Origin of the sequence: Streptomyces sp. NPDC059895, from assembly GCF_042731035.1 — a bacterium.
GTDB lineage: Bacteria > Actinomycetota > Actinomycetes > Streptomycetales > Streptomycetaceae > Streptomyces.
Map to the genome: position 1 here is coordinate 1 of NZ_JBHWKO010000072.1, position 22,226 is coordinate 22,226.

Consider the following 22,226-nt stretch of genomic DNA (forward strand, 5'->3'; position numbering starts at 1 on the left):
CGGGCGAGTAGACCTTCATCACCATAAAAGATGCCTCCTACCCGACCTCTACCGGGGCCGGGATCAGAGGTGTCCACCACTCGGGGACAGGCCCCGGTAATAGTCAGGATGATCTTGCAGGCCCTCGTAATGCGTAGGTCTCGGGTTCGAATCCCGAAGGCGGCTCCATGGTGAACCTCGGGTCGGGCCTCTGACCTGGGGTTTCTTCTTTTGGGTGACCTTGGAATCCGGGCTGATCGGGCACGTGCGGTCTGTGCATCGCAATGCGTAGGTCTGGAGTTGATGGCCAGTGGCGGTTGCGGATCGCGGGGCTTTGCCTCGGCATTTGTTCATGGCTGCCGATCTCCCCGGCCCAGCGCCTTGGCGTCCTCGCCTCGGCTGCGTCGGCCCTGGACCTCGCGACCTACGACAACAGCCGTGACGGCCGATCCAGCTGGGGCCCATCTGCGCGGCGTTGGTGCACAGTGCGGGATGACGTGGGCTCGGCGGATACTGGTCAGGGCGCTGTGCTGTGGTGGCCGCTCGACAAGGCGCCATCCGTAGGCGTCCGCGCGGCGAGGTCGTGACTCCCTTGGCCGGTTGAGCGCAGGCCGCGCTCATGCCGGTGGAACCCGTAGTGGTGGAAGACGTGGGAACCGCCTGCGGGTGTAGATCACGGCATGCCACAGTCGCGGTATGCGCGGCGTGGACGGAGTGGCGGACGAGGGTTTCCCGGCACAGTCGGGGACGGGCGCGGAGGGGTCCGTGACCGAGGTGGTGCGGCGGCGGTGGGGTGTCGCCCTGGGCGGGGTGCTCCCGGCGCGGTTCTTCGAGCCCGGCTGGGCCTACGAGGAACGGGTGGAGCGCCGTTGTCCCGTCTGCGAGGGGGAGCTGCACGCGCTGCGCAGGCCGTACGAGTCGCAGGGGCGGGTGTACCGGTATGCCGCGCTGGTCTGTCCTGGCTGCCCCACCGCGTTCAGTCTCGCTGACCTGGGGGTGAAGACGTACGACCAGCTCACGGCAGCGTCTTCGGCGGCCGTGTCCGTACCGCTGGGGCCCTGCCCGAGCGGTACCGGGGTCAGCGTGACCGCGATCCGCGGCCCCGGGCAGTTCCCTGGGGCAATGCGCGGGGGACACCCTCCGGCGTGGCCGGACGACCTGGCCGTGCCGGAGCAGACCGAGCAGCGGGCCCTGTTGTGGTGCAAGGTGACCGATCCGGACTGGCGCCCCACCGAGGAGGCGGTCGCGGCGGCGGAGGACGTGCGGGTGATCCTGCCCGAGGGGCCAGCATACGACGCGCTGCGGACCTGGCTCGCGGAGCGAGGCGTCCCGTACCGGGTCAGCCGTTATTGGGAGGAGTCCGAACAGGTGTGCACGGTCGATGAGTTGGGCGGCCGTACGGATCTGGTCGCGGTCGGTCCGGGTGGCGCTGTCCCGGCCGCGGGTCCCTGGGCGGTGGCGGCCAGGGATGCCTTCGCCGCGCAGTGGGACGGTGTGGAGGAGCTGCCGGAGGACGACGGCGATGCGTACGTGCCCGTTGGGGAGTTGGTGCCCGCCGAGTGGGCCGCGCTGCTGCCGCATCCGTCGCTCAACCCGGCCCAGGCGGCTGCCGTTCCCGTTGTCCGGGAGGGCACCGGGCATCTGGTGGTGGTGGCGCCCACCGGCGCGGGCAAGACCCCGATCGGGATGGTCGCGGCGCTGGACGCGCACGCCCGGGGCGAGAAGGCCGCCTGGCTGGTGCCACAGCGCTCGCTCACCGACGAACTCGACCGGGAGCTCCAGCTGTGGCGGCGCCGGGGTCTGCGCGTGGTACGGCTGACCGGGGAGGCCGCGGTGGACTCCGGGCTGATCCGGGCGGCCGATGTGTGGGTGGCGACGACGGAGAAGTTCGAGGCGATCTGCCGTGCGGGATCGTTGCGCGACGCACTCGCCGAGGTGGGCTGTCTGGTCGTCGACGAGATCCATCTCCTCGGTGATCCGGTGCGTGGTGCCGTACTGGAGGCGCTGCTCGCGCGGGTACGGGAGGACGGTGCGGGCGCGTGGATCGTCGGGCTGTCGGCGACGGTCGCCAACGCGGACGAGGTCGCGGAGTGGCTGGGCGCCCGCCTGGTCAGCACCGTCTGGCGGCCCACCCGGCTGACCTGGCAGCTGCCGGTCCTGCCGACGGCGGACGAGGCGGACTGGGCGGCGAGGGCCGCGGTGCGAACCGAGGCCGCCGTACGGATCGCCCGCGGGGTCGGTGCGGACGGCGGCAGCGTGCTGGTGTTCTGCGGCAGCAAGCGACGGGTGCGGGCGACCGCGCTGGCGCTGGCCGCCGACCGTGGCGTGTCGACCGCAGGCGTGGACGCGGACGACGCCGAACTCGTCGAGCGGCTGTGCACCAAGGCCGGGGTGCGGCTCCACTACCGGGACTGGCCCTGCAAGCGGGAGGCCGAGCAGGCCTTCCGTACCCGTGAGGCGGACATCCTGGTCGCCACCTCCACCGTCGCCGCGGGCGTCAACCTCCCCGCCCGGGCCGTGATCGTCGCCGACACCACCATCGGTCTCGACCGCGTCGAGGTGTCCATGGTCCAGCAGATGTTCGGGCGGGCCGGCCGCATCGGTGCCGGGGAGCGCGAGGGCTGGGCGTTCCTGCTGGCCGACCCGGGGGAACGGGCGTACTGGCAGGCCCGGCTCGCCGCCGGATACACGGTGCGGTCGCGGCTGGGCGACCACCTGCCCGACCACCTCCTCGCCGAGGCCGTCCAGGAACGGGTGTCCACGGTCGAGGAGGCGGAGCGGTGGTGGTCGGGGACGCTGGCCGCGCACCAGGGACACGCCGGTGTCGAACCCCTGCGTGAGGCGGCGGCGTTCCTCACGATGGCGGGCTGTCTGCGCGCACCCGCAGGCGAGGACCGTTGGGAGACGAGCCCGCTGGTCAGGCTGACCAGCCGCTTCATGGTGGACGCCGCCCTCGCCGACGACCTGGCCACTGCGGTGCGAGAGGCCCCGGTGCCTGAAGACGCCTTCACCGCCGAGCGGTCGCTGGCGGCCCTGCTCAGCACCCGCCTCCCGGTGCTGGAACAGGCGCCGTTCACCGACCGGGCCCGTACGGCACTGCGCCGCGTACTGCGCGAGGCTGAGCAGGAGCAGGAGCAGGAGCGGGAGCGGGAGCGGGAGCGGGAGCGGGAGCGGGAGCGGGAGCGGTAGCGGGAGCGGGAGACCGACGAGCCTGCGCGGGACGAGCCGAAGCCGGCGGCCGGAGACCTCGCCCGCGCTGTCCTCCACCTTGTCGCCGGCCGCCCCGGCCTCTTCCGCGGTCGTCCTGGTTACGTGCTGGGCATCCCCGTCGACTCCATGACCGGCATCCTGGAGGAGGCCCAGCGCTACCTGGCATGGCTCGGCGAGCAGGGCCTGATCGGGACGGTCCACCCGGGGGCGGCCGTCGTCGCCGGTGACCTGGCCCAGCGCATCCGGTGGCGCGCACTGGGGCCCGGCCGTGGGGCCGGACGGCTGTTGTGGATGTGCGAACGGATGGCCACCGCCCCGCTCGCGCCCGATCTCGTTCCCCGGATGTGGCGCGCGGCCCGCGCCCGCGGCGTCGACGCCCCCGACTGGAGTGGGACGACACCGCCGAACGGCTGCGCCCTGCCCCCGGACCGTTACCGCGCGCTGCTCGCGGAGCGCGCCACCGGCGTCCACCTGGACCTGCGGGAGGACAGGTTGCGGGTGGCGGCCCCACCGGGCTCGGTGATCCGGCTGTGGAACGGCCCGACCACCACCCTGCACAGCGGTGACGGCGAGACGGCCACCCTGCTCCTGCCGCCCGACGACCCGTCGGACAACTCGCCCGGCAACAGCGGCGCGGCCGTCTTCATCAGGGGTGGTGACCGGCTGGGGACGGGGTGGCTCGGGGCGTACGCGGCGATCCGCCGCTGAGCCGGCCGCAGGGCGGGTCCCTACGGGGGCCATCGCCCGGCAGGGAGCGTGAAACGGGCGCACGGTAGCACAAAGTGGCATGGGCCGAGGCGCGGCTCGCACGCACCGATCGGGGTGCGGCAGACTGGTGTGGATCCGGTGGTACACGTCCGGCCGGACGTGTACCGGCCGAAGCAGGAGAGAAGGGAAGCCCGCAGTTCCGTGAGTGACGAGTTCGACGTCTCGGAGCCCGATGCCGCGGACCTCGTCGACGAGGGCGCGTTCGGCATCGACGCGTTCTCCCTCGACGACCGGCTGCGGCTGTTCCACTTCGCCGCCGCCGAGAAGCGTCACGAGTACCTGTGGCTGCTGCGGGCCTTCGACCGCGGGCGTGCCAACTACCAGGTGCTGCTGCACGCCTCGGACGTGGTGGGACTGCTGGAGCGGCTCGCCGCCGACCATCCCGGCGCGGGCGCGGTGGGCGGGTCGGCCGGTGTGCAGCCGTTGCTCGACGCGCTCGCGGACTGGCAGGTGCTGGACCGGTCGTACGACGGGACGCGCGCCGCGAACCTGGCCGAGTACCGCAACCGCCACTACGTGTACCAGTTCACCCAGGCCGGATACCGGGCGTACCGGGCCGTGGAGGACGTGCTCGGCGCGAGCCTGGAGGACGCCCAGCTCTCCCGCCTCGTCTTCCCCGACATCCTCAGCGACCTGCGAGCGCTGGCCGAGGCCAACACGGCGGGCGACGGCGAGGAGGTGTACCGCAAGCTCGGCCGTCTCGACTCGGTGCTGAACGAGATGGCGCAGCGTGCCGCCCGTTTCTACCTCATGCTGGGCGACCTGGCGCGCACCAACGACACCCGGCCCGAGGTGTTCCTCGCCCACAAGGACACCCTCCTCGCGCACATGCGGGAGTTCACCGCCGAACTCGGGCGCTACGCCCCGCTGCTCGCCGAGGCGGTCGAGAAGGCCGCGTCCACCGGTGTGGACCGGATGATCGAGTACGCGGCCGAGGCCGACGAGCGGCTCTTCCGCAGCCCCACCGAGCGCCTCGCGGACTGGCGGCACCGGTGGGACGGCATCGTCCACTGGTTCGCCGAGCGCGAGCACAGCGAGACCGAGCGGCTTCAGGACGCCACCGTCACCGCGATCCGCTCCGTCCTCGCCCTGCTGCGCCGGGTCACTGAGGCCCGCCGGGGCGGGGTGAGCCGGGAGAGCCAACTGCGCCACCTCGCCCAGTGGTTCACCTCCTGCGAGAGCGACGAGGACGCGCACGCCCTGTTCCAGGCGGTCTTCGGGCTCGGAGCGCCCCGCCACATCGCCGTCCCGTACGCCGACCCCGAGCGGATCCCGTCCCGTACGTCCTGGTGGGAGGCCGAGCCGGTCGAACTCGCCCGCACCCTGGTCCAGTCCGGCCGCACCCCCGCCCTGCACGGCCCCGGCCGCATCGAACGCGACGAGGACCGGCGGGCGCTGCTGCGCGCCGGGCAGCTCAAGGAACAGGCCGAGCGCCGCAGTGCCGCGAACTCCCTCGCGTCGGACGGGGTGTACGGCCGGACGCTCGACGAGCCGGAGACGCGGGCCCTGCTCGCCCTGCTGGACGTGACGCTCGCCGCCCGTGTCCCCGCCAGTCGCCGTGTCATCGCCGCCTCCGGCTCCGCCCACGGGGTACGGCTCACTCTCACCCCCGCCGAGGGCTTCACCACCGTCGACACCGTGCGTGGCCGTCTCCATCTCGACGGGCTGCGCCTGGAGGTCACCCCATGAGCGAGGCCGTCGTATGAGCCGTGTTGCCGAGGGCGTCTCCCCGCTCGAACTCGCCGACTACCAGAAGGCGGTACGGCTCGTACTGCGGCACCCCCTGGTCACGTCCGGGTACCCGGACAGGGCGGCGCTGGCGACCGTGCGCCGCTGGGCCGATCAGCTGCGCACCGACCTGATGGAGGCACTCGGGTACCGGCTCGTCACCACCGCCGACACCGCCCGGCTCCAGCGCGCCCAGGACGGTCTGGATGCCACCCGCCCGGCCCTCACGCGCGCGGGCCGCCCCTTCGACCGCCGCCGTTACGCCTACCTCGTCCTCACTCTCGCGGCCCTCGGCCGCCACGGCGCGCAGGTGGCGCTGGGCGAGCTGGCCGACGCGGTCGCCGCCGACGCCGTACGCATCGACGGGCTCGGCCTCGACACCGCCCGCAAACCCGACCGGGACGCCTTCGTCGACGCCGTCACCTGGCTCACCGAACGCGGCGCGCTCACTCTCGCCGACGGTTCCGCCTCCGCCTGGGCAGGCGATCCCGAGCGTGCCGAGGCCCTGTACGACATCGACCGCGAGATCCTCCTCGCCGTCCACCACCCGACCCGCGTGCTCCAGCACCTGACCTCCGTCACCGCGCTCCTCGACTCCTCCGGCGCGCTGGGTCTGTCCGCGGGCCGCGCAGCCCAGCGCCGCGACCAGGCCCGCCGGGCCCGCCGTCTGGTGCTGGAGAACCCGGTCGCCTACTACGCCGACGCCGACACCGAACTCCTGGGCCAGTTGCGGGCTCCCGCACTCGCCGAGGACCTGGAGCGGCTGACCGGGCTGTCGGTGGAGCGGCGGGCGGAGGGCGTGGCGCTCATCGACACCTCCGGCAGGCTGTCCGACGTCCGTTTCCCCGGCGGCGGTACGGTCGCGCAGGCCGCGCTGTTGCTCGCCGCTCGGATCAGCGCCGCCGTGCAGCGTTCCGGACGGCACGCCCTCGAACTGCTGCCCGCACCCACGGCCGCCGAACGCCTCACGGCCCGCGCCCGGCGGATCGACGGCGCGCTGCCGTCGCGTGGGACGGTCACCGAACTCACCGGACTCGCCGAGCCCGATGAGGAGTCGGCGTACGAGACGGTCGTCGATGCGGATCACGAGCCGGGCGAGACCCGGTACCCCTTCGTCACGGGCTCCTGGCTCCGGGGCAGGCTCAAGGAGATCATCGGCGTATACGGCGCGGGCTTCGCCGCTGATCTACGCGGCGACCCGGACCGGCTGCTCGACCAGGCTCTCGACCTGCTGGCCGCCATGTCGCTGATCGTTCGGGTCGACGGCGGGGCCCTCGCGCTGCCTCTGCTTGCCCGTTACCGAGGGGTCACCGCCCGGGTGAAGACCCGTACGGCCGCCCAACCACCCGCCCAGACCGCCCTGTTCGACGACGAGACCGCCAAGGACCCGACTCCGTGAGCACTCCCGCTGCCACACCGGCAGCCCGCTACGTCCCCACTCGTGCCGGGATCATCAACCTGTGGGACTACAGGGACGAGGAGTTCTCCTTCGCGGGCGGCTGGCTGGTGCTGCGCGGTCCCAACGGGTCCGGCAAGACCAAGGCGCTGGAGGTGCTGTTCCCGTTCGTCCTCGACGGGCGCATCGACCCCAAGCGGCTCAACCCGTTCGCCGCCGAGGACCGCACGATGAAGTCCAACCTGCTCTTCCGCGGGCAGGACAGCGCGCTCGGCTACGTCTGGATCGAGTTCACCCACCGCGAGACCGGCGAGGCCGTCACCTGCGGCATCGGGCTGCACGCCCAGCGGCACCGCGACACACCCGCCCGGTGGCACTTCGTCGCCGAGGGCCGCGTCGGCGAGGACTTCTCCCTCCTCACCGACGACGACCGGCCGATGACGAGGAAGCAGCTCGCCGCCGAGCTGGGACGTGAGCTGATCGCCTCCACGGCCGACTACCGTGCCGCCGTCGACCAGCGCCTGTTCGGCCTCGGCCGGGAGCGGTACGAGCAACTTCTCACCCTGATCCTCACGTTGCGCCGCCCGCAGCTGGCCAAGAACCTCGATCCCGCCAAGCTCTCCGACACCCTCACCGCGGGCCTGCGCCCGCTCGACGACGACCTGATCGCCGAGGCGGCCCGCTCCTTCGACGACATGGAGTCCGTGCAGCGCACCCTGGAGGGCCTGGCCGCCGCCGACGACGCCACCCGCGCCTTCCTCGCGAGCTACTCCACCTATCTGCGGGTCCACGCCCGCACCGCCGCGGACCGGCTCACCGCCCGCCGCGCCGAGACCGCCGAGCGCGCCGCCGCCCTGCGCGCCGCCGCAGCGGACCTGGCGGCGGCCCGCGAGCAGCAGGCCGCCGCCGGGACACGCGCCGAGTCGGCCGACGCCTCGCTCGCCGCCCAGCGCGCCCGCCTGGACCAGCTGCGCTCCTCCGCCGCCTACCAGGCCATCGAGCAACTGGCCGACCTGGAACGCCTGGTGCGTACCTGCGAGCAGACCGCCCGGCAGGCGACCGCCGAGCGTGAGCGCCGTACGGCAGCCACCGGCCGCGCCCGCGCCGAGGCCGAACACTCCGCCCGGATCGCCGCCGAACTCGACGCCGCCGTCTCCCGCGATGCCGCCACCGTCGCAGACCACGCCCACACCGCCGGACTCCCCTGGACCCCGGCCGACGCCGATCCCGCCCGGCTCGCCGACCGCTCCGTCGCGCTCGCCGCCGCCCGACACGAGGGCGTCCGGGCCGTGCGCGCCGCCCAGCAGGCGGCACGCGGCGCCGAGCAGACCCGTGACCTCGCCCGGGGCTCGCTCGACCGTGCGCAGGAGGCCGTCGCCGCGGCCGAGACCGCCGAAGCCGTCGCCGAGGCGGCCCTCGAATCCGCCCGCGAAGAGGCCCGCACAGTGCTCGGCCGGTGGACGGAAGCACACGGCATGCTCCTGGCCGAGGAGGGCGCCGGCCGCCTCGCCGAAGCCCTCGAACTCACCGGCGAGGCCGACGCGGTCACGCTCGCCGACGCCTTCACCGATGCCACCGCTCCCGCCGTACAGGAACTGCGCGACACCCTCGCCGCCCTGCGCGCCCAGCGCACGGATGTCGAGCGCCGCCGCGCCGAGGCGGAGGCCGAACGCGACCGGATCGCCGCCGAGCACGACGACGCCCCGCCCCCGGCCCGTGGCCGAACCGCAGCGAGGGCGTCCGGTGACGGCGTGCCCCTGTGGCAACTCGTCGCTTTCGACGACGGATTGTCGGATCGTCAACGTGCGGATCTGGAAGCCGCGTTGGAGGCGTCCGGCCTCCTCGACGCCCTGGTCACCGCCAAGGACATCCCCGTGGCGGCAGGGCACAGTGAGGGTTACCTCCGCGTCGGCGCCTCGGTGAACGGCCCGAGCCTCGCCGACCTCCTGCGACCCGAGGTCCCCGAGGGCGACGCCGCGATCCCGGCCGCCCGCATCACCGCCGTACTGCGCTCCGTCGCCGTCACCGGCGACCTCGACACCGGGACACCGCGGATCGGCCCGGACGGCCGGTACGCGGCCGGTGTACTGGTCGGTGCCCACACCAAGGAGCACGCCGAGTACGTCGGCGCCACCGCCCGCGCGCGTCGGCGCGCCGCCCGGATCGCCGCCTGCGAGGCGCTGCTGGCTGAACTGGACGCCCAACTCGACGAGTTGGGGCGCGTGCAGGCCCGTACGGACGCCGCCCTCGACGCGTACGCCGCCGCCCGCGCCGCGCTGCCCCGCACCACCGGCATCACGCAGGCCCTGCGCGAACTCGACCGGGCCGCGGCGCGGCTGCGCGCCACCCGTGACGCCGCCGACGCCGCCCAGGCCTCGTACGACGAGAGCGTGGCCGCCTGTTCGGTCGCCGAGCGCGCCCTACGCCGTACCGCGGCCGAGCACGGCATCGAGACCGAGCGCCCAGAACAGGTCGACGCCGTGGAGACCGCCACCCGCGCGTTCGAGGCGGCGGTCCGCGAACTCGCCGCCCGCCGTCGCGAACACGCCCGCCAGGCCGAGGCCGCCCAGGCGGGTGCCGACCGGCTCACCGCCGCCGCCGAGGACGAGGAAGCGGCGGTGGACACCGAGCGTGCGGCGCGCCGCCGGCACACCGAGGAGGCCGCGGGGCTGGAGGCCCTCCAGGATGCCGTCGGAGCCGAGGCCCAGGAGGTGATGCGGCAGGTGCAGGAGGCCGAGGACGGGATCGACGCCCTGGCCCGGGAGGCCGAGGCGGCCCGCACGGCCCAGCACGCCGCGATCGCGGGCACCGCCGCGGCCGAGGCCCGCCGTACGGCCGCCGCCGAGGCCGGGGCGGTGGCCGCGGCGGAGGAGAAGGACACCGCCCGCGGCCTGCGCCCGTACGCCGCCCGCGAACTCCTCGACATCCTGCGCTGCCCGCCCGGCCTCGCCTGGCCCGCCCAGGAGGCCGACTGGGCCGGCGAGACACTCCCGTCGGCCGTGGCCGCCGTACACGAGGCGATCCTCGCCGCGACTCGCGACCTCACCCCCACCGAATCCAGCCTCAAGCAGTCCGTCACCCGTCTCACCAAGGCCCTGGACGACCTGCAGGCGCAGCTGGCCGCCGCTGGGCAGGACTACCGGCCCGAGTGGGACGGTTCCGACGGGGTCATCCTCGTCCGTGTGGCCGACGAGGAGGGCCCGCTGCCGGTGGCGGCCTTCGCACAGAAGATCTCCGCCCACCGCCGTGACCAGGCCGAACTGCTCTCCGAGTCCGAGCAGCGCATCCTGGAGGACGCCCTGCTCACCCGGCTCGCCCAGCAGATCCACGACCGCACCATCGACGCCCGTGACCTGATCCGGCGGATGAACACGGACATGCGCCGGCGCACCATGTCCTCGGGGACGACGGTCGGGGTGAGCTGGCTGCTCGCCGACCACCTCGACGACGAACAGCGCGGCGTCTGCGCCCTCCTCGACGCCGACGCCGCCCGCCTCGGCCCCGACGGGCTCACCCGGGTGCGCACCCACTTCGCCGCACAGATCAAGAACGCCCGCGCCCGCCACCGTGACCAGCCCTACCGCGAACTGCTCGCCGAGGTCCTCGACTACCGGCGCTGGCGGCACTTCGCGTTCCAGCTGGTACGCCCCGACAAGACGGAGGAGAGGCTCACCCGAGCCCGGCACAGCCGCCTGTCGGGCGGTGAGCAGTCGGTGTCACTCCATCTGCCGCTGTTCGCCGCCGCGCACGCCATGCTCAACTCCGCCCACCCGCACGCCCCGCGCCTGCTCGCCCTCGACGAGGCCTTCGCGGGCGTGGACGACACCGGGCGCGGTGAACTCATGTCGCTGGCCGCGCAGTTCGACCTCGACCTGTTCATGACCGGCTACGACCTGTGGGCCGCCCACGCCTCCGTGTCCGCCGCCGCCCACTACGACCTCGCGCACACCGCCGTCGACCACACCGTCTCCGCGCTGCTGCTCGTCTGGGACGGCGACCGGCTCCTCGCCGACGACACCGGCGACCTCACCACCGCCCTCGGCTCGCCCGGCACCCGACGCGTCCCGGCCCCCGAGGAGGCCCCGGTTGTCCACTGAAGGTGAGCCGTCGGCATACGACGAGCTGCGTGGCGAGGGATGGACCCGGCTGCTCGCCGCCGCCCGCCGCAGGCTGGAGCGCACCGGCGGCGCGCTCGACGGCGACATCTCGCTCACGGGGCCCAGCGAGGCCGAGCGCCGCACCGTCATCGGCATCACCGGCCGCTACCGGCCCGAGACCGCCCAGCGTCTCGCCGTACCCCTACGCGATCTGGACGGGTACCTGTACGACCGCTACGGCACCGGTCTCCTCCAGACTCTCGGCCGTCTCCATGGCCCGCTGCGCGACCGGCCCGCCGAACGGGCCGACGAGGAGTCGCGCCGCGACCAGGCCCTGAGATCCGTCCGCTCCAGCAGGCTCGCCGGGCAGGGATGGTTCGTCGCCTGGCTGGAGCGGATCGCCGCCGACGGCACCCTCACCCGTCTTGTACGCCGGGGGGACGCGCCGCTCCTCGACGCGGCGGCACGTGTCCTGGAACGGCTCTGCGGCGACGGGGACCGCCGCACGGGCTCGCCGGAACGGTCTTCCGCAGTCCTGCCGCTTCCGGTCCTCGCCGAATGGGCCACCGGCGACACCAAGGCCCTGGTTCCCGGCACCCCGCTCGAACAGCTCGTCCTGCGCGCCCTCACCCAGCGCGTCGGCGACGGCCGCGCGGTACCGCGCGACCGGGCCGGGCGGCGCGCCCTGTGGGAGAGCGCCGGAGCCATCGCGGACGACCTCGCCAGCCAGGTACTCGTCCTCAACATCGGCGCCAGGGGCGACACCGTCGTCTGCGACTGGCTGCGCGACGCCGCCGGCTTCGGCATACCCTTCCGGCTCACCCTCCACCAGCTCGCCACCGACCCCGTCGTCCCCGCCGCCCGCACCATCTTCGTCTGCGAGAACCCGGCCGTCCTGCGCGCCGCGGCCGGCGAACTCCAGGACACCGGCGGTGCCCTCGTGTGCACCGAGGGAGTCCCGTCCGCCGCCTGCCACAAACTGCTCGGCGACGCCGTACGCGCGGGAGCCCGGCTGCACTGGCGCGCCGACTTCGACTGGGCCGGCCTGCGCATCACCGCGGACGCCGTGGCCCGCCACGGCGCCCACCCTTGGAGGATGACGGCCGCCGACTACACGGCGGCACTCGGCGAGGGCGGGTCCACACCGCTCGCGGGACCGCCCGCGGCCAGCCCCTGGGACCCCCGGCTGGCCCTCGCGATGGAGGCGTCGGGCAGCACGGTCATGGAGGAGCGCCTCCTGCCCGCGCTCCTGTCCGACCTCACCCGTGCCTGATCGGGCGACAGCGCCCGAGGAGAACGATCCGGAACCCGACTCCCTCCGCCGTCCCCCTGGGGATCCCCATTCCGGTCACCGGCCCATATTCCGGTCACCGGCCCATGCAACTCTTCATCGGCGGTTCCGATGATCGCGTCGTCGTCGGCCGGCTGCTGGGCAGCGGCAAGCGGCCTGAACCAGAATTCCTGGACGACCTCGTTTCTGCTTCGGACGCCTCTCCTCAGCGGGCGTCGGTCTCCGGCTCAGGTCGGGGGAGCTCGTCGAGGTCGAGGGTGAAGGTGCGGCCGTCGGCCAGGGGGATGGGCAGTTTGCCGGTGCCGTATGCGTGGGTGTGTGCCGCGATGTAGCCGGACCCGGTGGGCTGGGTGTGCAGGACGACTTCCTGGGCGTACGGGTCCACGATCAGGTAGATCGGGATGCCGTGGCGCCCGTACTTGGCGGTGCAGTCGTCGTAGTCCTTGCGCGCGGAGGAGGTCGAGACGACCTCGGAGATCAGCAGGACGTCCTCGAAGCTGTAGCGCTTGCCCTCCTTGCGCGCGTCCTCGCGGAGGATGGCGAGGTCGGGGGCCGAGTTCTCGTCGGCCGGGAAGTCGATGTAGACGTCCGAAGGTGTCTTCGCGTGCCGCCCGAGCGACAGGATCGTGTCGTACTGCATCGACTTGATCGTGCTGGAGTGCTCTTCGCTCTGCGGGGTCATGATGATCTTTCCGTCAGCGCCGAAGAACACCACGTATCCTGCGGGGAACTCGGTGTGCGTGACCGCGTCGACACTCATGGACGGTGCTCCTTCCCGTGTGCCGTCATGATACGGCGGACAGAGCAGGCCCACGGGTGGAGTCGGTGGCGGGCGCGCACACGACAAGGGGAACCGCCCGCACGAGCGGGCGCCGTGGGGCGGGGCGTGCGCTGGGTCCGTAAGTGTTCGGACTCAGCGGGTGGCGTTGGGTGACTGCCAGGGGCGGCGGGCGCCGTCCGGGGTCGCCATGAGGTGGCCGGACGCTTTTGGACAGTGCCGCACGAGGTACCGGTGGGCGGTCCGGCGCATGTGGTCTGATCAGGCACAACGGCACACCTACCCACGCCGGACGGCGTGATCCGCTGTCCCGCAACCAGATCTGCCGCCTGTTCGTCGCGCTCGTCGTCCGGCCCGCCTGCGACGCGGCCCGCCAGCTTGCCCGGTCCGACTGGCGTGGCCGACACCAGGCGCGATCGGACATGAAGATCATGGTCTACGGCTGGCGTGGCAAGTGGCGGCGGCCTGGATGTCCTGCGGGTGGCGGGCTTTGTCCGAGTCCGACAACTCGACGATTCGAGACCCGTTGCTTCGGGAGTGTCCGATCCGGTGGCCGCTCGGTGGCCGGACGCCTTTGGACGGGGCAGCAGGGGGCAGCAGGGGGCAACCTGCCGTAAGTGCTCTGATCAGGCGCGACATCACTCGGCGGCATCACGCGGTATCCGGCAACATGATCGCTCACGGTCTCGTCATGCGCAGGTCTCGGGTTCGAATCCCGAAGGCGGCTTTATCGAAGCCCAGCCCAGACATTGTCTGAGCTGGGCTTTTGCGTTCAGCGGATGCGGCGGCGACGAACGGCGCGGGCCGCGCGGCGGTCCTCGGTCTCAGTTCCGGTCTCAGTGGCGGGTTCCGGGGCCGGCATGAAGGCGTCTCCCGTACGGCGCATCGCGTCCTTCGACAGGTGGGATCGCCCCTTCACGTACCGGCGTAACGCGCTGGTGGGGGAAGCGGTGTCCTGCATGGTGGTGAACGCCTCGCGGCTGGATGCCGGTTCCGTGATCCACCCGGTGCGCTGGAGGCGGGCGAGCCCTTCCAAGGCCCGGTTGAGGATGCCGGGCATCTCGGCGGTGAGGCGATCGGTGAGGGTGGTGTCTTCCTTGCCCAGCCACGACACCCGCATGTTCAGCAGCACGAACCGTTTGGCGATGACCCCTGAGGAGTCGCCGAAGTGCGGCAGTTCGTTGGAGAGGATCATCAGCCGGGTGGGCAGCTTGCCCGTCCACGGCTCTCGGTACTTGCGGTCGATGTCGATGGTGTCGTCACCGGAGATGGTCAGCAGCCGCTCAACCACCTGGCTGTTGTCGTTGCCGGACAGGCGCGCGTCGGAGATGACGGCGAGCGGCTTGCCGACCAGGGTGGACAGGCCGAAGTTCGTGCCGAGCCCTGCGAGGGTGGGGCCGGCGAGGTTGTCGCGACCTACCAGCTCTTTGAGGACGCGGGCGATGGTGCCTTTGCCGGACCGGGACGGGCCGACGATGAGCAGGATCTTCTGTTGGTCGGTGCGTCCGGACAGGAGGTAGCCGAACCACTTCTGAAGCGCGGCGATGGCGTCGGCGTCGTCGGGCCAGACCTGTGTCAGGAAGCGTTTCCACGTCGGCGCCGTGGCGGTGGGGTCGTAGGCGAAGGGGACGGAGACGGACGGTCACCGGGGGAGGGCGAGGCCAGTGCGGTGGCAGCCACGAGGGCGACGAGGGCGTATGTGTGGCCGTGCAGGCCGGCTGCGGCGAGCAGCTTGCTCGCGTGGCGGGCGATGGCTTCGGTGGGCGGGATGATGTTGACGCGCGAGATGGCGTAGTCGAAGCGGGCCTGGTCGGTCTTGGGGCCGCGGGCTTCGGCGAGGGTGACGGAGCTGGTGATGACGCGGATGTCCTCGGCCTCGGCTGCGGCGAGCCATTCGGTGAGTCCGGGTGTGCGTCGTACGAGCTTGGACAGGCCTTCGCAGTCCAGGACGAGGGTGCCGCTCACGTGGCGTCCGCCGAGTCGGCCGTGTCGCTGCGCAGGATCGCGCGCTTGGTCTCGACCGCGGCCTGGTCGACCGGGCCGTGCTCGGCTTCGGCGTCCTCGATGAGTTCGCGCAGCCGGTCGCGTTCGAGTTGGCGCTGGATGAGGGCTTCGACGTAGGCGGACATGCCGCGCTTGCCGGTGCGTGCCTTGAGTGCCGCGATGGTGCCTTCGTGGAGGGAGACGGAGACCGGGCGAACGGGCCTTCTCCGGGAGCGGGAGCGGGGTGCCGGGTGTTCTGTCCTGTTCTCGGAGTTCGCGGCGTAGTCGAGGGCCGCGAGGGTTCGCGGACGATAACCGGCCACTCCCTTGTTACCCCCAAGTGACCTTCCGGATGCCAGAGTTGGGGCATGCGAGTACTGATCGTGGAGGACCACAAGGATCTCGCGGAGAGCGTCGCGAGGGGGCTGCGCAGGCACGCCATGGAGGTCGAGCTCGCGTACGACGGCGAGCAGGGGCTGAGCCGGGCCTCCAGCGGGGCCTACGACGTCGTCGTCCTGGACCGTGACCTGCCGCTCGTGCACGGCGACGAGATCTGCCGCGCCCTCGTCCGGCAGGGCAGCCCGTCCCGCGTCCTGATGCTCACCGCCGCCGGCACCCTCGCCGACCGCGTCGACGGCCTGGACCTCGGCGCCGACGACTACCTCGCCAAGCCTTTCTCCTTCGCCGAACTCATCGCCCGTGTCCAGGCCCTGGACAGACGCGACCAGCCCGCCGTGCCGCCCGTCCTCGTCCGCGGCGACATCGAGCTCGACCCCGCCCGCCGCACCGCGCTCCGCGGCGGCCGCAAGCTGGACCTGTCGCCGAAGGAGATGGCCGTCCTGGAGGTGCTGCTCGCGGCCGGCGGCGCCGTCGTCTCCGCCGAGGAGCTGCTGGAACGGGCCTGGGACCGGGACGCCGACCCGTTCAGCAATACCGTCAAGGTCACCATCAGCCGGCTGCGCCGCAGGCTCGGCGATCCGCCGGTCATCGAGACGCTCCCGAACGTCGGCTACCGGATCTGACGCCCGCGGGCGTGCCCGCGCCCGCGGGACGGCCGGTCGTGGTTGCCAGGCGGGTGACGGTACGCCAGCCTGTGAACGGGGTAACCCCGGTGTGACCCGGGGTGGGGAAGCCTGGGGTCCGTCACGCGTGTCTCGTAGGGGGAATGATGAGAGTGCTGGTCGTGGAGGACCACACGGAGCTCGCGGACTCGATCACCAGGGTGTTCCGCCGCGAGGGCCTCGCCGTCGACACGGCCTACGACGGCAGGACCGCGCTCGACCTGGCCATCGACGTCGACTACGACGTGGTCATCCTCGACCGAGACCTCCCCGACGTGCACGGCGACGAGGTCTGCGCCGAACTCACCGGCGAGGGCATCCGCACCAAGGTGCTCATGCTCACGGCCTCCGCCTCCATCGCCGACCGGGTCGAGGGCCTCGGCCTCGGCGCCGACGACTACCTTCCCAAACCCTTCGCCTGGCCCGAACTCCTCGCCCGCACCCGCGCCCTCGGCCGGCGCGCGCACCCCGTGCGGCAGCCCGTCCTCGCCCGCGGCCGCCTCCGGGTCGACCCCGCCCGCCGCACCGCCAGCCACGCCGGCACCCAACTGCCTTTGACGGCAAAGGAGTTCGGCGTGCTCGCCTACCTGCTCGGTGTCGAGGGACGGACCGTCCCGGCCGACGAGCTGCTCGCCAAGGTGTGGGGCGAGGTCGCGGCCCCGGGCACCACCACCGTCAAGGCCACGGTCAACCGGCTCCGGACCAAGCTCGTCGACCGCTCCGTGATCCAGACCGTGCCCGGAGAGGGCTACCGGATCTGACATGGCGATACCTGACATGGCGACCACCCTCCTGACCCGCGCCCGTGCCCTGCTGCGCGGCCCTGCCGCCACCCGGGTGCGCGCCCTGATCCGTCTGCTCACACCGCGCCGGGTCCGGGTCCGCTTCGCCATGCTCTTCGGGCTGCTGTTCATCGCCACCGGCGCCGTCCTGCTCGGCATCACCTATCTGCTCGTCAACCGCCCCACCCACAACGTCGTCACCGCCTTCCACGGGGAAGCGGCACCGGAGGGCGCCTCGCCGGGAGAGACGGTCATCCGGCCCGGCCCGGACTCCGGGTCCACGCCGGACGTCGCCGACTGGCTCAACGAGCAACTGCGCAGGCAGACCGCCCAGATGCATGAGGCCCAGATGCACGAACTCCTCGTGCAGTCCGGTACGGCCCTCACCATCATGGCGGCGATCTCCATCGTGCTCAGCTGGCTCCTGGCCCGGCGGGTGCTCCGGCCCATGCGCACCCTCAACGCCGGCATCGCCCGTATCTCCGCCAGCAACGTGCACGAGCGCCTCGCCGTCGAGGGCCCCCGCGGTCCTCGCGACGAGATCAGCGAACTCGCCGACAGCATCGACGGGCTCCTCGCCAGGCTCGAAACCGCCCTGGAGTCCCACAAACGCTTCGTCGCCAACGCCGCCCACGAGCTGCGCACCCCGCTCACGGTGGAACGCGCCCTGCTGGAGGAGTCCCTCCTCGACCCCGACGCCACCGCCGAGTCGTTCCGCGAGAACTTCGAGCGGCTGCTGCGGATCAGCACCCACCAGGGAGCCCTGCTGGAGTCCCTGCTCACCCTGGCCGTCAGCGAGCGGGGCATGGACCGGACCGAGCCCGTCGACCTGGCCGAGGTCATCGGGTCCGTGCTGCTCGCCCCGCTGCCGGAGACCCCGCGGCACGGTGTGCGGATCGTGGACCGCACCGAGCCGGCGCCGGTCGCCGGTGACACCGCGCTCCTGGAGCGGCTGGTCGCCAACCTGGTCCACAACGCCGCCTACTACAACGTGCCCGACGGGACCGTGGACATCACCGTCCGGCGCCACGAGCGGCGCGCCGTCCTCACCGTCTCCAACACCGGCCCCGAGGTCCCCAGGGACCGCGTCGACCAGCTCTTCGAGCCGTTCCAGCGCATGCGCCGCACCGCGGGCGACGGCCACCACGGCCTCGGCCTGTCGATCGTCCGGGCCATCGCCGCGGCCCACGACGCCACCCTCATCGCCCGCGCCAGGCCGGGCGGCGGACTCGTCGTCGAGGTCTCCTTTCCCCTCCTTGTCAAGGGCGGGGATCGATATGAGGGTTGGCCGCAGACGCGCGCGGCGACCGTGTCCAAGTGACCAGAACGGCGGGTTGGACGACCCCGTCCGATAGGTATCGTTCTTATTGACCGAACCCGGTCGTGAACGGGCTTTGACGGTGTTTCGCCGGGCCTTTCGGTCTGCGGGTGGAGATTGCCAGGAGCTTCCAGCTCCAGTTCCAGTTCCAGTTCCAGTTCCAGTTCCAGTTCCAGTTCCAGTTCCAGTTCCAGCTTCCAGCTTTCCGGGTGGAAGTTCTTTTGCCTTGCGTTTCCTGCGAAATGGCGCATTGGGCAGCTGCATGCCCATGGAGAGGGAATAGGGGTCAGGCGTATATATGAGCGAGCGAATCGGTGGCGGTTTTTCCCTGTCCGACAGCCAGGAGGGAATCTGGCACGCACAGCGCCTGGGAGGCCCGCGCGCGCTCTACAGCGTCGGGCAGGCCGTCGAGATCACGGGCGCGCTCGACGTGCCCGCCTTCGAGGCCGCGCTGCGCCGGACGGTCGAGGAGACCGAGATTTTGGGCGTGCGATTCGCCGAGGACGCGGCCGGCGGGGTGCGCGCCGTGCCGCACACCTCCCGGCGATGGGCGCTGCGCATCGAGGAGCGGAACGAGGACGGCGGCGACCCGCGGGCATGGCTCGAAACCCGGATGCGCGAGGAACTCGCCGACGTGGAGAACCCGCTCGGCGAGCAGCTCTTCTCTTTTGTGCTCTTCCGGCTCGATTCCCATCGGTACTGCTGGTTCCAGGGCTATAATCACCTGCTGCTCGACGGATACGCGTGCACGCTCATGGCGCGCCGGGTCGCCGAGGTGTATTCGGCGCTCGCCGGTGGCGAGGTATGCCCGGAGTACGCAATCCTCTCGTTGGGTGAGACGCTCGACGCGGAGACGAGCTACCGGAACTCGTCCCAATTCGCCGACGATCGGCGGTATCTGCGCGACCGATTCTCCGACCGGCCGGAATTGGCCGAGGTCCCGCGCCTTACCGGCGTCTCCGGTTTTCTCCAGGAGAGCGAGAGCGAGGGCGAGGGCGAGGCCGAGAGCGGCTCCGGGGTGGTGCTGCGGGAGACGGGCGGCCTCGCTTCGGCCGCGGTGGACGCGCTGCGCGCCGCGGCGGACGGCGCCGGCCTGCGCACGTCCCGGCTGCTCGTCGCCGCCGCCGGCGCCTTCGTGAGCGGCCTGGCAGGGTCGGCCGAGGCACTGCTCAGCCTGCCCGTGACCGGTCGCGTGGACGAGGCGGACCTGCGGGCCCGCGTCACCCGGGCGAACATGCTGCCCCTACGGTTCCCGGTCCCGGCCGGAGCCGGCCTGTCCGACCTCGCACGGACGGCCGACGTGGCCGTCGGCGAGCTGCTCCGGCACCAGCGGTACCGGGGCGAGCGGCTGCGCCGGGAGCTGGGCTGGCCCGAGGGCGACCGCTGGCACTTCGGGCCCTACGTGAACATCCTGCCGCGGGCCGGCGAGCTGGCCTTCGGAGACTGCCGAGGCGTGGCACGGGACGTGTCGACCCGGCTGGTCGAGGACTTCGGGGTGCTGGTCGACCGTACGGGCTCGGGGATCGAGATCACCGTAGAGGCGAACGCGGCGCTCTACGACCGTGCGTGGGTGCGGGCGGTCCAACGCTCGCTGGTCGGTTTCGTCGAGCGAGCGGCCGAGGACCCGACGGCGCCGGTACGGCGGATCGCAGTGGTGGGGGACGACGAGCGTGCCCTGGTGGTGAGCGGATGGAGCGGCGGCACGGCGCGGGACGGGGACGCGTCCACGGTGCTGGAGCGGTTCCGCGGGTGGGCGGTGCGGACGCCGGAGGCGGCGGCGTTGTGGTGTGGGGGGCGTGTTCTGTCCTACGCCGAGGTGGATGCGCGGTCCGATGCGTTGGCGTGTGGGTTGGTGGCGCGGGGTGTGGGGCGTGAGTCGCGGGTGGGGCTTTGCCTGCCGCGTGGCGCCGAGATGGTGGTGGCGATGCTGGCGGTGTGGAAGGCCGGTGGGGCGTATGTCCCGTTGGATCCGGAGTATCCGTCGGACCGTCTGGCGTTCATGGTGGCCGACAGTGGTGCCCAGGTGGTGCTGGTGGCAGAGGAGACGGCGGGTCGGCTGTCGGAAGGCGTCGACACGGTCCGGCTCGACGAGTTGGAGATGGCGACCGGCGAGTTCTTGGACGTCGGCGTGGAGCCGGGTGGGCTGGCGTACGTCATCTACACCTCGGGGTCTACCGGTCGTCCGAAGGGTGTGGCGGTGGCGCACGCCTCGGTGGCGAATCTGGCGTCGGCGATGCGTCCGGTGCTGGGGGTCGAGGCGGGCGTGGCGGCGTTGCAGTTCGCGTCGTTCAGTTTCGACGCGGCGGTGCTGGATGTGGCGGTGACGTTGGCCGCTGGTGGGGCGTTGGCGATCGCTTCGGCTGAGGAGCGTCAGGACGGTGTGGCGCTCGCCCGCATGGTCGAGGCGGCCGGTGTTGAGGTGGCGAGTGTGGTGCCGTCGCTGCTGGGGGTGCTGGAGCCGGAGTCGGTTCCGGGGGTTGGGAACTGGGTGCTGGGTGCGGAGCGGCTGGAGGCAGGGCTTGCGGCCAAGTGGCGTGAGGGCACACGGGTGTGGAACACCTATGGGCCCACGGAAGCCACCGTCATCACCACCGCCGTACTGCTGGAGGAGGGCATCACCGGGGAGGACGCGCCGCCGGCGATCGGCCGTCCGCTGCCCAACGTCCGCACCTATGTGCTGGACGCGTTTCTGCGTCCCGTTCCGGTGGGTGTGGCGGGTGAGCTGTATATCGCGGGGGATGGTCTGGCTCGCGGATATGCGGGGCGTGCGGATCTGACGGCGGAGCGGTTTGTGGCGTGCCCGTTCGGCGACGGCGACGGGCGGATGTACCGCACCGGGGACCTGGCCCGTTGGTCGGCGGACGGGCAGTTGGAGTTCGTGGGGCGTGCGGACGCCCAGGTGAAGATCCGTGGCTTCCGGGTGGAGCTGGGTGAGATCGAGGCGGTTCTGGCCGCCTACCCGGGCGTGGACCGGGCTGCGGTGCGGGTCCGCGACGGCCGTCTGATCGGCTACGTCGTCGGGGATGTGGACGGCGAGGACGTACGGGCTTTCGCCACGTCCCGTCTGCCGGAGTACATGGTCCCGTCGGCCGTCGTCGTCCTGGACGCGTTCCCGCTGACGGTCAACGGGAAGATCGACCGCGCCGCCCTGCCGGAGCCGGAGGCCGCGGTGAGCGCCGGTCGGGCTCCGGAAACGCCTGCCGAGGAGGCGCTGTGCGCGCTCTTCGCCGAGATGCTGGGGCTGGCGGAGGTCGGGGTCGGGGACGGGTTCTTCGAGCTGGGCGGCGACTCGATCACGGCGATGCTGCTGGTGTCGCGGGCCCGCCGCGCGGGTCTGGTCCTCGGCGCCCGCCAGATACACGAGCTGCGGACGCCGATGCGGTTGGCCGCGGTGGCGACGCCGGTCGACGGGGCGGCGGACGGCGCTCGCCCGACGGACTCCGCCACTGGTGAGGTACCGCTGACGCCGGTGATGCGCGAGGTGCTGGACCGGGTCGGTGCCGACGGCGTGCGCGCGGTCATGCAGTCGATGGCGCTGGAGGCACCGGCGGGGTTGAACGAGGCGGCGCTGCGGGATGCGGTGGCTGCCCTGGTGGAGCGGCATGAGGTGTTGCGGGCTCGTCTGGCGGCGGGGGCCGGGGCGCTGGTGGTGCCCGAGGCGGATGCGGTGGATGTGTCCGGGCTGGTGGCCCGGGTGGATGCGGTCGGGGTGGATCCGGCTGTCTTGGTGGGGGAGCAGGTCGAGGCGGCGGTGGGGCGTCTGGATCCGGCGGCCGGGGTGATGGTGCAGGTGGTGTGGCTGGACGCGGGGCCGGACGTGCCGGGCCGGCTGGTC

The 22,226-nt window shown here is 72.4% G+C and carries 11 protein-coding genes and 2 pseudogenes; 9 read left to right on the top strand and 4 right to left on the bottom strand.

Annotated features, from left to right (window positions below):
• Positions 1-909: 909 nt before the first annotated feature.
• From ACFV9M_RS39335 to ACFV9M_RS39355, 5 genes and pseudogenes are all read left to right on the top strand, one after another.
• Positions 910-3,897 (top strand): annotated as a pseudogene (locus tag ACFV9M_RS39335) (DEAD/DEAH box helicase).
• Positions 3,898-4,098: 201 nt separating this feature from the next.
• On the top strand, positions 4,099-5,646 hold the full coding sequence (locus ACFV9M_RS39340) for a TIGR02677 family protein (protein WP_385076926.1): 1,548 nt from the start codon (positions 4,099-4,101) through the stop codon (positions 5,644-5,646).
• 13 nt (positions 5,647-5,659) lie between these two features.
• Complete coding sequence (locus ACFV9M_RS39345; RefSeq protein ID WP_385076928.1) at positions 5,660-7,084, top strand: TIGR02678 family protein; 1,425 nt, start codon at positions 5,660-5,662, stop codon at positions 7,082-7,084.
• A complete protein-coding gene (locus ACFV9M_RS39350; protein ID WP_385076931.1) occupies positions 7,081-11,178 on the top strand; it encodes a TIGR02680 family protein in 4,098 nt (1,365 codons plus the stop codon). Before ACFV9M_RS39345 ends, ACFV9M_RS39350 begins: the two co-directional genes overlap by 4 nt.
• On the top strand, positions 11,168-12,451 hold the full coding sequence (locus tag ACFV9M_RS39355) for a TIGR02679 family protein (RefSeq protein ID WP_385076933.1): 1,284 nt from the start codon (positions 11,168-11,170) through the stop codon (positions 12,449-12,451). Before ACFV9M_RS39350 ends, ACFV9M_RS39355 begins: the two co-directional genes overlap by 11 nt.
• 223 nt (positions 12,452-12,674) lie before the next feature.
• Here the strand turns inward: ACFV9M_RS39355 and ACFV9M_RS39360 are convergent, their stop codons facing one another.
• The 4 genes and pseudogenes from ACFV9M_RS39360 to ACFV9M_RS39375 all read right to left on the bottom strand — a co-directional run bounded on the left by ACFV9M_RS39360 (position 12,675) and on the right by ACFV9M_RS39375 (position 15,553).
• Positions 12,675-13,229: a Uma2 family endonuclease gene (locus tag ACFV9M_RS39360; protein ID WP_385076937.1), complete on the bottom strand. Its 555-nt coding sequence runs from the start codon at positions 13,227-13,229 to the stop codon at positions 12,675-12,677.
• Between the two features lie 790 nt (positions 13,230-14,019).
• Positions 14,020-14,883, bottom strand: a pseudogene (locus tag ACFV9M_RS39365) (phage/plasmid primase, P4 family); the annotation flags it as partial.
• Positions 14,823-15,212, bottom strand: coding sequence for a type II toxin-antitoxin system VapC family toxin (locus ACFV9M_RS39370; protein ID WP_385076939.1), 390 nt, complete (start codon positions 15,210-15,212; stop codon positions 14,823-14,825). The pseudogene ACFV9M_RS39365 and the gene ACFV9M_RS39370, both read right to left, overlap by 61 nt.
• A complete protein-coding gene (locus ACFV9M_RS39375; protein ID WP_385076941.1) occupies positions 15,209-15,553 on the bottom strand; it encodes a hypothetical protein in 345 nt (114 codons plus the stop codon). Before ACFV9M_RS39375 ends, ACFV9M_RS39370 begins: the two co-directional genes overlap by 4 nt.
• Before the next feature lie 45 nt (positions 15,554-15,598).
• On the opposite strand from ACFV9M_RS39375, the gene ACFV9M_RS39380 reads away from it, so the two are divergent.
• The 4 genes from ACFV9M_RS39380 to ACFV9M_RS39395 all read left to right on the top strand — a co-directional run.
• Positions 15,599-16,252, top strand: coding sequence for a response regulator transcription factor (locus tag ACFV9M_RS39380; protein WP_385076943.1), 654 nt, complete (start codon positions 15,599-15,601; stop codon positions 16,250-16,252).
• A 146-nt stretch (positions 16,253-16,398) separates the two neighbouring features.
• Complete coding sequence (locus ACFV9M_RS39385) at positions 16,399-17,052, top strand: response regulator transcription factor (RefSeq protein WP_385076949.1); 654 nt, start codon at positions 16,399-16,401, stop codon at positions 17,050-17,052.
• A gap of 1 nt (position 17,053) precedes the next feature.
• Entirely contained in the window at positions 17,054-18,394 is a 1,341-nt protein-coding gene (locus tag ACFV9M_RS39390; RefSeq protein ID WP_385076945.1) for a sensor histidine kinase, read from the top strand.
• A gap of 295 nt (positions 18,395-18,689) precedes the next feature.
• The coding region (locus ACFV9M_RS39395) for an amino acid adenylation domain-containing protein (RefSeq protein WP_385102694.1) at positions 18,690-22,226 on the top strand (3,537 nt) is incomplete at its 3' end.